Source organism: Leuconostoc mesenteroides subsp. mesenteroides (assembly GCA_009676745.1).
GTDB lineage: Bacteria > Bacillota > Bacilli > Lactobacillales > Lactobacillaceae > Leuconostoc > Leuconostoc koreense.
Window position 1 is genome coordinate 1,450,393 of record CP046062.1, and the last position, 14,304, is coordinate 1,464,696.

At 32.5% G+C, this 14,304-nt stretch carries 11 protein-coding genes and 3 pseudogenes; 13 read left to right on the forward strand and 1 reads right to left on the reverse strand.

All coding sequences use genetic code 11. The features are described 5' to 3' along the window. Window positions 1–282: 282 nt before the first annotated feature. Together GJV51_07190 and GJV51_07195 are read left to right on the forward strand one after the other, a co-directional pair. Complete coding sequence (locus tag GJV51_07190; GenBank protein ID QGM25769.1) at window positions 283–744, forward strand: GNAT family N-acetyltransferase; 462 nt, start codon at window positions 283–285, stop codon at window positions 742–744. Between the two features lie 22 nt (window positions 745–766). Continuing rightward, window positions 767–1,482: pseudogene (locus tag GJV51_07195) on the forward strand (hypothetical protein). Between the two features lie 86 nt (window positions 1,483–1,568). Here the strand turns inward: GJV51_07195 and GJV51_07200 are convergent. Beyond that, window positions 1,569–2,018 (reverse strand): ASCH domain-containing protein, encoded by a 450-nt coding sequence (locus tag GJV51_07200; protein QGM25770.1) that lies wholly within the window; start codon window positions 2,016–2,018, stop codon window positions 1,569–1,571. A 229-nt stretch (window positions 2,019–2,247) separates the two neighbouring features. Here GJV51_07200 and GJV51_07205 point away from each other — a divergent pair. From GJV51_07205 to GJV51_07255, 11 genes and pseudogenes are all read left to right on the forward strand, one after another. Continuing rightward, window positions 2,248–2,878 (forward strand): annotated as a pseudogene (locus GJV51_07205) (hypothetical protein). A gap of 173 nt (window positions 2,879–3,051) precedes the next feature. Further along, the gene (locus GJV51_07210; GenBank protein QGM25771.1) at window positions 3,052–3,429 is read left to right on the forward strand and encodes a hypothetical protein; all 378 of its coding nucleotides are present in this window, start codon (window positions 3,052–3,054) and stop codon (window positions 3,427–3,429) included. 15 nt (window positions 3,430–3,444) lie between these two features. Continuing rightward, window positions 3,445–4,230 carry a DNA-entry nuclease gene (locus GJV51_07215; protein QGM25772.1) on the forward strand — a complete coding sequence of 262 codons (786 nt, stop codon included), beginning with the start codon at window positions 3,445–3,447 and terminating at the stop codon, window positions 4,228–4,230. Next, a pseudogene (locus GJV51_07220) lies at window positions 4,231–4,928 on the forward strand (hypothetical protein). After that, on the forward strand, window positions 4,918–5,232 hold the full coding sequence (locus GJV51_07225) for a hypothetical protein (GenBank protein QGM25773.1): 315 nt from the start codon (window positions 4,918–4,920) through the stop codon (window positions 5,230–5,232). Before GJV51_07220 ends, GJV51_07225 begins: the two are co-directional and overlap by 11 nt. Before the next feature lie 406 nt (window positions 5,233–5,638). After that, window positions 5,639–5,893: a hypothetical protein gene (locus GJV51_07230; protein QGM26117.1), complete on the forward strand. Its 255-nt coding sequence runs from the start codon at window positions 5,639–5,641 to the stop codon at window positions 5,891–5,893. Next, window positions 5,886–6,692, forward strand: a complete 807-nt coding sequence (locus GJV51_07235) for a hypothetical protein (protein ID QGM25774.1) — start codon at window positions 5,886–5,888, stop codon at window positions 6,690–6,692. Before GJV51_07230 ends, GJV51_07235 begins: the two co-directional genes overlap by 8 nt. 136 nt (window positions 6,693–6,828) lie before the next feature. After that, on the forward strand, window positions 6,829–7,914 hold the full coding sequence (locus tag GJV51_07240; protein QGM25775.1) for a hypothetical protein: 1,086 nt from the start codon (window positions 6,829–6,831) through the stop codon (window positions 7,912–7,914). Beyond that, complete coding sequence (locus GJV51_07245; GenBank protein QGM25776.1) at window positions 7,890–9,581, forward strand: DUF87 domain-containing protein; 1,692 nt, start codon at window positions 7,890–7,892, stop codon at window positions 9,579–9,581. Before GJV51_07240 ends, GJV51_07245 begins: the two co-directional genes overlap by 25 nt. Before the next feature lie 715 nt (window positions 9,582–10,296). Continuing rightward, window positions 10,297–11,202 carry a hypothetical protein gene (locus GJV51_07250; GenBank protein QGM25777.1) on the forward strand — a complete coding sequence of 302 codons (906 nt, stop codon included), beginning with the start codon at window positions 10,297–10,299 and terminating at the stop codon, window positions 11,200–11,202. A 270-nt stretch (window positions 11,203–11,472) separates the two neighbouring features. Further along, complete coding sequence (locus GJV51_07255) at window positions 11,473–13,338, forward strand: DUF262 domain-containing protein (protein ID QGM25778.1); 1,866 nt, start codon at window positions 11,473–11,475, stop codon at window positions 13,336–13,338. Window positions 13,339–14,304 lie beyond the last annotated feature (966 nt).

Genomic DNA, 14,304 nt, shown 5'->3' on the forward strand with positions numbered 1-14,304 from the left:
TCCAGATATTTGTTTCAATTAATACTATAGTTGTTCATGATTATAACAGAGTTCATAGTTTTTATCCCATGCAAAATGGTCGTTACTAAAAAATATAGAAAAGTAGGGGTTGCAAAGATTGGAAAATGAATTTTAACACAAATATGTTTATAAATTACAACGTAAGTATGATATAGCAATTATCATGATGTTATTGTAGTTAACATTGTTCGAATGAAATGAGGCTCATCAATGTTACTATTACTATAAAATACAATTTGGAAAAATTAGTGGAGTATATCTATGGAAATTAAGAAAGTAAATACTACAGACCAGGATTTTAATAGACTGGTTCAGATTCTTGACAATACATTATCTAATTTTAACAATGGTATTCAAAATACAGAAAAAAATGAATATCATGTATTTAACTCGGTTAGTGATTTAACAGATGTTTTTATTGCTTATAATCTAGGACAGGCCCTTGGTTGTGTGGCAACCAAAATCTATTCCGAAGACGCATTAGAAATGAAAAGATTATTTGTGGATCCTATAGCTAGAGGCACTGGTATAGCAACTAAATTAATTAGCAAGTTAGAGTCCCAAGCTTATTCAAATGGTTATAAAAAAATCATTGTGGAAACCGGTAGAAATAATAATGAAGCAATTCGACTCTACACGAAAATGAATTATCAGTTAATCGATAATTATCCACCCTATGACGGACTAAGCAATTCGGTTTGTATGTCAAAATATTTATTATAATAATGATTTAGATAGGAGCATCATGTTTAAAACAATTAAATATAGTAATCAGTATTTAGCAAAGGCTTTATTTAAAAGTACTTTGCTTTTTGGTATTTGAATATGTTTCAATTGTTGATGCAAGGACAATATAGTTGGTGGTAATTGTCGCCTATTGTTTTAAGTATTCTGTTGATTGGTTTGGTTTTACAAGAACTATGCCCCAGAACATTCTGATTTTATTTCAAAGTACCTGAAAACAGTTAAGTTGCGCCAAATGATAAGATTGAAATTTAGTAAGAATAAAATGGTTAGTACTTTTGCTTTTGACCTAATTAAGTTTAGGCGACAATTAGAAGAGTTGAAACCCCCAAAAGGGTTATTGCAGATTTCAAAAGGTATTGATTCACAGCAATGTCTAATTTGAATGATATAGTGATATTAGGACGTTAACTTGGTTTTTATATTTTGATTAGTATGCAAGCTGATCCAGATTCTTTGCCAATGACAGTCTGTAACCAATTAAATATGCGTATTAACATGGGTGTGCCAACACCAGAAATTGAAAAAATGGTGTTTCCTGATAATGAAAAACAGTTGCGCCCTTTGTCTTCACATTTGAAAGGGTGGGGCTTTATTAAGATTGGGGATAGTCAAGTTAAGTCGTTTTTTGCACCAGAAGTACCAAAAGATTTTAATTTACATGAATATATGCGTGAAAATATCGCAAAGTACCAGGTAAAGCAAAATAAAAAATAATTGACTATCAAAAAAAGCAGTTTATAGTAAACTGCTTCATGCTGATCAATTTGTATATATTAGTCTACTTACTTAAATAATAATTATCATTGTACAGGGTACACAACGTGAAAATTTTCAAGAACCATTTTAGCATCTTGCTCTTTGAACACAAGCCCTTCTAGTTGGTATTCGTTGATAAAAAATTCATTATGAACATGACGCCAGTATTCTAGGCTTCGGTCTCCTTCGCCTTCAAGATAGGCATGTTTTTCACTAACGTCTAGGTAGTTTTTAATCTCAACATTATCACTTTGTATGACACAAATGGCTTGATTTTCACTGTCTAACACCACATCATAGGCACCTAGTTGCGGTAGAGATTCATCTTTTTCGTATAAGTCTAGTGAACTTGTGGTTGCTGTTTTTTGACCACTTATGACCAAATCTGCCAGTTCATCAGCGGAGACACCAAATTGAAAAGCTGATTGCAATTTTGCATCGTGGGGTACAATATTAGATTCTTGTGCTTTTTTAAAAAGTTCATTCGGTGTCATTTTTGATTTCTCATTTTTTAGAAATTATCTTAATACTTAATTAATTATATCACTTTGTAATTTTTGTTCAGGAAATAATTTTTAAAAACTATATTATAGATTGTTTTGAATATTGTGCAAGTAAAAAATGGGTCTGAATTTAATTGACTTGTGAAAGATTTTGAAAATGACCTGTTTTTTAGTACCTTTAAACGTTGATATAACTTAACTTTGTATAATTCGAAATTATGTAAACCCTGATTGATTTGGTACTTTGAACAAGACTGCTAGCCTGACAAAGAGTGTTTTCAATAAAAACAATGATGTATTGAAACTGCATTTTACTGCCATGACTGATTATGGTGGTAGTCAATTCACAGGTCGTGTCATTGCCTACTTCAAATAATACGCTCGTGGTCCAATTCAAAAACCTAAGTCACAACTTAAATACTGTAACACTAACTGCTCATGATAAGAGCATCAACACGGCAACATTTGAAGCACCAAGTAACGTAGTTGCTGATAGTTCACGTACGAAGAAAACATCGGCAAATAGCAATACAGCAAACGGTAAATCCATCATCAATCGTGACAAAGTTTCTAAGTTAGGTACGTTAACCTTTGCTAATCAAAAGGAACTCGAAGTTAACGAAAGTGAAGCAAAAATTGCGACACAACAAAAAATAGTTGCCCAGTCTGATGACTCTGATACACAAACTAGTATTGATAATGCGCGTGATGCTATTACTCAAATACGAACACAAATCAGTGATGCACAAAAAAATATTCAACGTGCCAAGACAAATATTAGTCAATATGAAAAGACAAAAAAGCAAGTTCAAAAAGGCAAATCGTTGTTGCCAAAACCAACCGATTTGTAATTCTAAATAGTCCAAGAAATTCCCTAATGGGCTATTTTTTATAGCAAAGCCCGGTTACAGATAGTGTTGTGACTGGTAATCTCTTGAAATGCCCGCATGGCGGGATTAAAACCACAAGGTTTTCCTTTCCCCTTAACCTGTTCCAAATTCACTAAATATTATATGGAGGTTGTATGAAGGGTATAACAAAAACAATTAAAAATATTGATGAACATGCTTTGAAAATCATTGAAACACAAGCATCAAAAGAAAATGTCTCGTCCAGTCAATTAATTCGCGAACAAATTGAAGATTATGCTAAGCGACTTGAGGAAGATAACGCAGCAAAAATATTGCATAGCTATCTTGACGATTTAATCATGGCTAACAACAATTTTGTGCATGGATTAAATGACAATACAATTGCGATAGGTGAAATGTTTAAAACAATTCTAGTGCGTCTTGAAATGTATTTTCCAGACTTAAATGATGAGGTTGAACGAATTCAAAAAAACGCTTGCCCTCAGGAAAAAAATTTGCCAAAGTCAATCGACTTTGATGAGTTTGAATAAACAGAAGAGGTTCAAATGAAAAATTATAAACGTGGTCTCTTTGCGAGAAAAATTTTATTGGTCTTTGTCATATTGATAGGTTTTGTGTATTTAAACCGTGTGTCAATTTTACAAAAAATTGTAGCCATTGGTTCCCAATCACAGATCGTTAATATTGATAAACAAAGTAGCTCACCAACAAAAAATGATGAGCTAGTTAACTTGAAATATACTGGTCAAACAGTTGTAGAGGTCAACCATAATCAACCAACATTTACACAAGATGATTTACAAATAAAACAGGGTGGATGGCAAAAAATTTCATCACTAGATTGGCTAGGTAGACCTCAGGTTGCTAATGCATTGCTTAACCAAAAATTGATGCCGCCCTCTCAAAAGTATAAAGCGCGTGAACGATTAACAATCAAAACGCCAGGTTACCATGCCATCAAAACGGGAACGAATAATACAGACTGGCTATACAACCGTAGTCATCTAATTGGGTATCAATTTACTGGCCTAAACAATGAAGCCAAAAATTTGATCACAGGGACACGACAATTAAATGCAGATAGTCGAGTGAATGCAAAAAGTATGGTGACTTATGAAACAGAAATTGCTGATTATCTACATCAGTCAAAAAATAATTATGTGCGATACCAGGTGAAGCCAATTTACAAAAATGTTGAGTTAGTTCCTCGTGGTGTTCATATGATGGCACAGTCAAATGACAATACTTTGAAATTTAATATCTATGTTTTTAACGTTCAAGATGGCTGGACAATCAACTACTTAAACGGTAATGCTGAAAGGAGTGAATAAATGAAAGATGCAATAGAATTCAAAACAAGTCAAATGAAGGCACTCATCAAAAGAAGAAATATGAGACAACGTTACCCGAAGATATTCCTTTAAAAGTGAAATCAGAACTGGATTTTATTGACAAACTTTTGCAAGAGTTCGAAATTGATGAGGAAATTTTTGCAAAGCAAGGTAAGACAATTAATATCAAAAATTCACGAGATAAAGAATGGTATTTTCAACAAATGAAGCATTGGACTGAAGGACATCCAAAGGCTACAAATGGACAGTTTGGTAAAAGCACACTGTATAGATTTGCTTTGCATTTCTTCGTAGAAAATATTGCGCTTAATGCCAACAATGCACGTCTCAATTACTCGGAACTAGCCCAGAAGGTAAATGATGCCAACTCCACAAAAAGTGATTCAAAATTGACTGCACAATTGGCAAATGTTGAGGATTTATTAGGCTTTCTTCTAACCATGCAGCAACGCCAACTTGAGTATATTCCAGAAGGTGTTAATTTAGAAAATGGTTTTGTTAAATATGCCATCAACCCAATTAATCCAACAGAGTTCCAACAATTTGGTACACCAACAGAACTCAATCCAAACAATGAATTGGCACAATCTTATGAAGAATATAAAAAAATTCGGAGTCGCGATAAGCAGCTGATCAAAAAATATCACCAAACAGGAGGACAACTTGATGACGACTAAAAAGCACAATCAAAGAAAAACACAACTAACAAAGTATTTAGAACAACTTGATGAGTTCAATTGGCATCATCCGACGCAAGTTAGTGAGATGGCTGACAGTCAACATGAACGCGATAATCGCACGTACTATTTGGCTCAGATAAGTTTAATTCTGTTTAATAACTATCAACAATCCTACATGCAAATTGCTCAAATGCTGAACATGTCCTCCAAAACAGCCCGTCGTTTGACAATTGAATATGAACAAGACTTTGGTAGTTTAGAAGAGATTATGGAGGAATTGCAAAATGGCGAAGACTGGTGAAATTGCTGCATTTGCCCTGGGTGAAAAAAAGACGGCAATGGTCAATTTACCAGCGCAGTTTGTCACGTCTAGTACAGCAGATATGAAGGGACAAAAATACTCAGATTTAGTTGACTATGCTAATAATTCGGAAAAGACAAACGATCTTAATAATGAGTCCATGAACGATTTAATTGACTTAAAGGAACAATTTAGCAAGCCTGGCTATGCTAACCGCAATTCTGCGGTAACAGAAACGCATCCAATATTTGGTAGCGAAAAACTAAATTATGAGAATCACGATATTTCTGTATTGAGAAGAAATTTGGATGAGGCACAAGAAAATGGAAATAATATCCATGAACTCGCTTTCTCAATCAGAGGTGATTGGTTAGTTAAAAACAATCTCTATGATCCCGAAACCCGTATGATAGACCAAAATAAGTTGAAGCATGCAGAACAAGAGGTTGCTAAGACGCTAATTAACAAAGGATTTAATTTACCTTTGGGAGAAAATGAAAGTGATGTTGTTTGGTTTGGTGTGATTCATCAGGATACTGACCACCTGAACATGCATCTGTGGTTTGCTAAAAAAAGCCGAGAAACACGACAAGAAATGTTAAAGCAAGAAGGTAAGTATAAAAGGACAGCCAATCGGGGTAATCCCCTTAGAAGTGATTGAACAAGCCAAACGGCAGTTTAGAAAACAGTTAATGTCATCGCAGGAACTAATGCGTCATCAGGAAATATTGAAAGGTGTTGGCGGATTTAAAAAAGAGATCGTTGAGATAGCAACCGCAAATCTATTAAATGATCGTCATGCCAAAGCCATTAAACAAATTTATGATGCTTTACCCCAAGACATGAAAGGTCGGTGGCAGGTTGGTAACGCTCATTTAACATCAGAAAAAGGCAAGATGACAAGAGCAAATCATTTAACAAAGCAACTGTTAGATGATTTGTTCGCAAGAGAGCTAAAACCGGAATACGAAGGATTTAAGTCGTTAGCACAAGAATATGATGCCATTAATATTGAAGACCAGGGTGTGATGCATAAGGGGCAACCCAAGTGGTCTGAGAATAAGGAAGATGAACTAAGAAAACGCTTAGCGAATCAACTCTATAAACATTTAGCACAAATTGAAGACACCTCAATAAATGATATTGTCCAACAAATGTCTGGACTGCTAAGCCATGTTCAAAAACGTGATAAAGGCGATAACGCAGACAAAACTAAAATCGACTCTAGCCCTCAGGAAAATAAGTTCCCTTCCAAGTCGTTGAGCAACACTCCAAATCCGAATCACAAGCACATAAATGCTCAAATGTCAGTGCGAGGTGGCTCGTTTAATAAAATTAGTCGTTTGTGGCGTCAGGACATTCGTGCTGAAACAATCGCAGAACGTCAGTTTTTAAGAAATCAAAAACAAAATGAACGAGAGAAGACTCAAGAAGAATGCCATTCCAAAATAGCAAGATAAGATTCTCAAGGTTTTTTAAAAGGAATCATAATTTGGTTCTATTATTTCATCAATTACGGTGATTAATATTCTAATTGTCAATTGAAGTTGACAATTGTATAATCAGTCTAGATAAACTTGAAAGAAAAAATCTTATATGAATGATAAAAAAATACCAGAAGAGTTACTAATACATATCCAGAGTTTCATTTCTACTGATTCACTTTTATTTATTGGGTCAGGCATTTCGGCAGCAGAAGGTATTTCTGGAATGCCAGGGTTAGCTCAGGAGCTTAGGAAGTCTGTGCCTCAAGTAATAGATCAGTCTTGCGACAAATACAATCTGGCACAAAAATGGAAGCCTATTGAGCAAAAGCTTTCTTCTGGAGAGGGTTTGGAAAGTGTTTTATTAGAAGAAATGAATGATAATGGCCCATTAAACGAAGAAATTCTCAGCATAATCAAAAATATTTCGTGGTCGTTAATTTTTAAAGATGATCAAAATGTTTTAAATAGTGTTTTAGAAGGCTCTAAAACATTACGTTTATCAACTTTTATGGACAAATTCAACCACAAAAATGGTCAATTATGCATTATAACAACAAATTATGATCGACTAGTAGAATACGCATTAGATGATTTAAATATTACTGTCAATACTTTATTTACTGATGGTGCGCTGCCGCGTTTTGATAAAAATTCTGCACTGGAACGCGGACAAACATACAGCGTAGTTGACCGTAAATATAGACAACAGAAGCGTAATGATTATGCATTGCTTTTAAAGCCACACGGGTCGATAAGTTGGATGAAAAACAAGAAAAATGGTTCCATAGTTTCTTCTTTGAGTTTATCTAATAAAAGTCCTTGCATTATTACACCTGGAGGTACGAAATATATACAAGGATATAATTCTCCATTTAATGAAATTATTCCACTAATGAACACAGAAATAAATGAAAGAAATAAGTATATATTTATAGGTTATGGTTTTAATGATGCTCACCTCGAAAATCAGCTCAGAAATCCACAAAACAGAAGAAAACCATGTTTGATTATTACTAAATATTTATCAGATACTCATGAAATTTTGAATCTATTAGAAAACTACGTTTTAATTAAAGAATCTACAAGCGATGAAAAGTCAACTACTATTATTTATAAAAAAGACAAAAATGTAAAAAAATTCAAAAGTGAGGATACATTGTGGGATATACAATGTCTAGCAGAAAAGATATTATGACAAATAAATTTGATAAAGAGGGTAACACCTCAATAGGAAAAGTTGTTTACGTGGATTCAGAAAATGTTCTTGCTCAACTTACAACTGAAAATTTTGACTCTGTGCATGTTGGAGCAATGGTCGGCATATATACAAGTTTTGGGGGTGTTTATATAATTGGAACAGTTTCAAAAATAACAAGTCAGTTTGATGAAAGCGAAGATAATGACAAAATATCATCAAACCAGTTTAAATTAAATATAGTCGGGACTTTTTATGAAAAAATTGGAGAAAAAAATAATATTTTGAGAAAAGGTGTCTCTATATACCCTCGTCTTAATGATGTTGTATTTGCTTTTTCACAACTAAATCTAACTTTATTAATGACAAGCTCATCATCAAACGTGAGTGCCGAAAAGCAACTTGATATTGGTTCTTTTTCAATTAATGACACTTCTAGAGCAGTTTTAGATGGAAATAAATTTTTTCAAAAACATGCTGCAATAGTTGGAAGTACGGGGTCGGGTAAAAGTTGGACTGTAGCTACATTATTGGAAAAAGCTTCCAAATTAAATTATGACAACATTATCGTATTTGACATTCATGGTGAGTATTACCCTTTAGCCGAAGGAAAAGAAAAAATAGCCGATAAATTATCATTGGGACGTGATAGTGACTTTCAATTGCCATATTGGCTTCTAAATAGAAGCGAATTGTTATCCATGTTTGTAGATCATGGTGACAATGATGCTCCAAATCAAATTTCACGTTTTACGAAACATATTCTAGATTTAAAAAAACAATCTATAAAATGTGATGAATTTAATGATATAACTGTCGACTCTCCAATTCCATTTAATATTAAAAATGTTGTTGAATTACTAAAAAAAGATGATGAGGATATGATTCCCACAAGTGGGAGTAGAACCAAAAAAGGCATTTGGAATGGTAAGTTAACGAGGTTTATTTCTAGACTGGAAACAAAGATGAATGATGCTCGTTATGGTTTTATGTTTAATCCAAAAGAGGAAACTATGGAACCAAGCTGGCTCCTTGAATTTTACTCCTCATTGTTAAGTAACAATATTGAAAGAAAAGGTATCAAAATTATTGATTTATCCGAAGTTCCATCCGATATTTTACCCACTGTTACGGGTACTCTAGCCCGATTATTATTTGACTTTCAAAGCTGGACTTTGTCATCTGATAGAACACCAGTTGCGATTTTGGCCGACGAAGCACATCTTTATATTCCTCAAAATGGAAATTCCTCAGAAAAGCAGGCAACGCGAAATTTTGAAAGAATTTCTAAAGAGGGTAGAAAGTATGGAATGTCTCTGGTGATTGTAAGTCAACGACCTTCTGAAGTAAATGCAACTGTACTTAGTCAGGCTTCTAACTTTGTAGTATTAAGATTAAATAACGAAAGTGACAAAAATAGAATTAAAAATCTCCTACCAGATAATATGAATGATACTTTAAGTCAATTACCGCTTTTAGAATTGGGCGAGGCTATAATCATTGGAGATTCAATAATTCTTCCTAATAAAATTAAAATAGATACACCCACATTAAAACCAGATAGTAATACGATTGCTTTTTGGGATGATTGGGAAACAAAGGCAGTCACAAATAATCATCTTTCTAGGACCATAAAAAATATTTTAAGTCAATCCTTTTTGCCTTGATTTTTCATATCAAAGAGAACAGATTAGAAGTCTCACAAATTAATTAGTCAGTTTTCTAATCTGAAAGCAAAAAATATCATAGTCAGCATACTAAAAATTCGATTGATGAACCCATCATGCTTGCATATTTTTAATTCAAAATTTTATTTGTTATATAAAACATGAACAAAATTGTATGGTGTAAATATAGTTTATGGCATCTAGTAATTAAACTTAAAAAAGATACTGGACATTTACTATTTTTAAAAACTGCTAGTTTTTGTGACAATCTGACTGCTGAAAAGACACTATTTACAGAAACTGAGATAGGTAATGTTGAACATAAATATATATTTCGACGAAAAGGGTCCAACAAAGACAATAAGGGGTAACCTAAATCCTGGACAGCCAAAATTTAACTTCTATTCTAAATCCAGTGATAATGTTCCTGCTTATTGTGGCGTATTTGTTGTAGTTCCGAAGAAGAACCAGAAATCATTTGATACAGACTATCAACGCATAGAACAAAATTATCTGAAAAATCATAACAATAAACAAATGAAAGAGATAAAAGGTAAAAATATCTTCAAATCTAAAAATTTTCCTTTGAACGAAATACGTGATTCCAAAGCAATTTTTTTAATCAAATATTGAATTTACTTGAGATAAATGATTGTTTAGTACAATTAAGTATTTTTGATAAAAGTCAGGTTTTAATTGTCGATAGGTTGTCTGAGTGGCTTTTTTACTTGAAAATTCAAATTTTTTTAAAAATAAAAGTAGAGGAATATCAGTAAATCTGGTCCTTTACGTTTTAACAAAGTTTATTCATAATGAAGATAAGAATAAAATGGCTTTAGATTCTCTATTGAACGAAAATTTGACTACTTATCAAATACTTAGACGAATCAAAGGCGAAATGATAGATTTTATTCAAGAAAATAAAAATAATAAAAAAATGAAACGACAACTGTCAAGCTACAAGGAAATCATTAAATTTATTAATAATTCAGGGAATTTGAACAAAAAAACTAGCTGTTCTTTTCAATTCCCCGTTAATCAAATTGCCTATGGACTGGAATTGTGGCTTTCAGAAATTGATGATAGTTCGGACTTTAGCTATGTTAGTTTATTTTTAGATGAGGATGCTCCAAAAGTAGGATATGTTGATATTAATGCTAATAACATACATGAGAATTGTAGGTCTCAAGAATTTCAAGGAATTAGAGCAGCAGACCTACTAGCGAGTCTCTTTGGAAAATTACTGAGTTCTTTTGAGAAAAATAGCGAGTACGATAAAGGTGAACCCCAAAAAATAAAAAAATTACCAAAAAATTTTTTTAAGAAACTATCTGTTGAACAAGAAAAATTAGTTGCAAATTTAAATAGGCTGCTTATTGAAACTCCATACAATTTTAGTATTGTGCACAGTGAGTACGCTGATTATTTGTTTACAATGTTATCATGGTTTGAATTATCAACTGAATCCGACCACTTTGATTCAGAGAACCATCTTTATTTGACACTATCAAAGATGGATCAATACTTTATTCAGATGGGAACACAAGGGAATTTAGTCCGTGCGGCCGGATTTTCAAACACAAAAGAAGCTATAGAAAGCAAATTGTTAAAACCGTTCTGAAACCGGAATAATAAAAAATTATAATTTCAAATATTCAATAAACCACAAGCACTAATTGAACCGAATATAGTTACTTACAAAATTAGAAAACGAAACAAAGTAAAGTGATATAACAGGTTCATGCTACTATTGTGTAATGAGTAAAACTATAGGCTCTAATTTCATTAGGTATTTCGAAAAGCAAAAACGTTATTGTGTTTTTATAAAATAAAAAAATCTATTCAATTAATATTTCATAATAGCTAAAACTTAATTTACTCAAGGGGAAAAATGATCAATTCGTCTGATGAAAAACAAATAAATAAAATCCTGAAGTCTCCAGAACAGTACATCGTTGCGAATTTTCAACGTTCATATGTTTGGAATAATAATGAACAGGACGTTTTGATTAATGACTTTATAAATCATATGAAAACGTCCCAAAATGGAGAATACAAATGTACTAATTTTTTTCTAGGAACCATTTTGTCATATAAAGAAAAAAATAAATATTTTATAATCGATGGTCAGCAGAGGTTAATTACCATTGCTATTTTGTTGACAGTGATTCGGGATTTGGCCTTTCCAATGGCAAAGTTCAAAAGAAATGCAGAGCACTCTCAGAACTTACAAACAGAAATCAACGATTTATTAACCTTGGATTCTAATTCCTACAGAATTCTGCCAAATCAAAACTACGGACAAAACTTTTTTATCAGCGTTCTTTATAGCGAAGATAGTGAAAACAACATGATTGCCTATAGTCTCAATCCCAGACAATCTTTAAATCCAGCGAAAGATTATTTTTGGCGCATTTATCACCAAGCTTACTTAAATATCAATAAAACATTAAATAATGCTTTTGAACCCAAATGGACGAAAAGCAAGCAGCTTATTTTTTTGAGCGGTTTATTAAATCAAATAAAAAACTCAAGCTTCGTTGATTTAAATGCAACAAATAAAGACGATGCATACAAAATATTTGCTGATATTAATTTTAAGGGAAAGAAATTAGTTCCTGTAGACTTAGCAAAAAATTTGATTTTTTCATTTATTCGGGATGAGGATACCTCTTTCATTGACAACCTAAACGATCAGTGGGCCACTTTTTATAATTTTGCCGAACAACATACATCTTTCTCATTTTCCGAATTTTTTAAGTATATCTGGTTTGTTTTTTTTCCTAAAAACCTAAATGCTGAGCTTTTAACTGATGATAGTTATATCGGAGATAGCATCTCAGAATTTTTAGAAGATTTCGAAAACCATCGACCAAGAAGCACCAAAATTAAATATATTGAAACTGCCGTAAAGTCAATGCGCAATATAGTGGAAGTATATAATGAATTACAAACCCCCGAAAATATAAGTGTTTTCAAAAGACACAACTGGCCAAACTACAAAATTAAGTTGCAGTTAATTTCTAAAACGGCAATAAGTCACTCTTTAAAAAAATATTTGTTTTTGCTTTTAAGGATACACATGCTATTTTTAAAAAGTCCTGAGTCTATCAAGGTTGAATATAGACAATTAATTGATATTGTAGCAGATATCGTTATCCTGCATAATGCTATAAGTGAATCTGACGAATTAGCAAAAATAGACGTTCTTATGTTAATCGAGGAAGAACTTGACCAATTGTTTATTCAAATTCTTACAACTGATAAAAACACAAGGTTAGATTTTGTGATTTCGAATTTTCTAAAATCTTTTGATTCAAAAATCACATCTGATGTAGAACAATTAATGATTGAATCATTATCAAAGCTTACCTACAGCAAACATTCAGATGAATTAATAAACTTCACTACGAAACTTTTTTTGATGCGTTTCAACGAAAGCGAATATAAAACAGAAAATCCAACGATTGAGCACATTTTTGACGAAAGTAGTCCAAATAAAGTTGTGTTGCAAATTGGTAATTTGATTATTTTGGAAGAAAACTTGAATAAAGAATGTAATGATTTAAAGAATAAAAATACTGGTACTTTTTCACTAAAAGATAAAAGCGAAGTTTACGATAAAAGCCACTATCAAAATGTTATCAAGTTTCAAAACGATTTTGAAAAATTAAATTTGTTTGACATAAATCAAATCAATAGTAGAGGTCGACAAATGGGGGAATCGTTTATCAGGAAAATGTTTTATACAGACTGATATTACTTTATCTTTCAAATTTTTTGAAAAAAAAGTTTGCATGTTTGTATGATTTGAAGAAATAAATATCGCTTTTTCTGAATGAGAAACACTGATAAAAAAATAAAATGGATTTCCGAATAAAGGGTACTAATAATTGATTACAAACCTAACACATTATCAAAAAGTTTGACAGGTTGCGCTCTACGGCATACATGTGATTCTAGCTATTTCTTCAAAGAAAATAACAAATGGAAAATGATAGATCGTAAAAAAAAGAAAATGTTTTTAATTGTAATTGTCCAAAAAAAACAATAAAGGAACTGCAACTTATGATTGGTTTATCATCTCAAGAACACACTACGATTCAAACTTTGCCGAAATCAAATTATCCGGTTCGTAGCTATGTGCATTTCATTACGCGATCGCTGCGATTTCCGGACTTCTCAGTTGAAATTTAGCAAGTTATGACCTATAAAGTTAATACGCGACCAATGGGTTGGCATAAAAAATCTACATGGCCGCCAAGACTATCAAACATCAACTACCGCTGCTTTTCTCACTGATCACATCGATATTTTGAAGTAATCACCAGAAACTACTGATCGTGTTCTGGGATTACCCTTCAAAACAATTTAGAATTTTATTAATGTGGATTGGCTCAAACTTACAGCACTTTATTTACTAAATAAAGGAATTCGCCAAACAGGGTCAAACCGATGCTAGACGACAAATATTTGTTCATGGTCGTTCCATTGAAATGAGGTTCAATAGTGTTTAAAAAGGACAAATCTTTTGGTCATTTGAAGTTGACACTATGTAACTTGTTACGAAACATGACGATGTTGTGGAGCCAATTAATGAAAACTAGCACGTCGACATATTGTTAGACACGTAAGTGTAAACAATAGTCTGTCAGTGGCGCCAGGCGTCCCAGTCCGTTTTGATCCATATTCACTGGGGTAGGAGAGAAATGAAATATTAAAT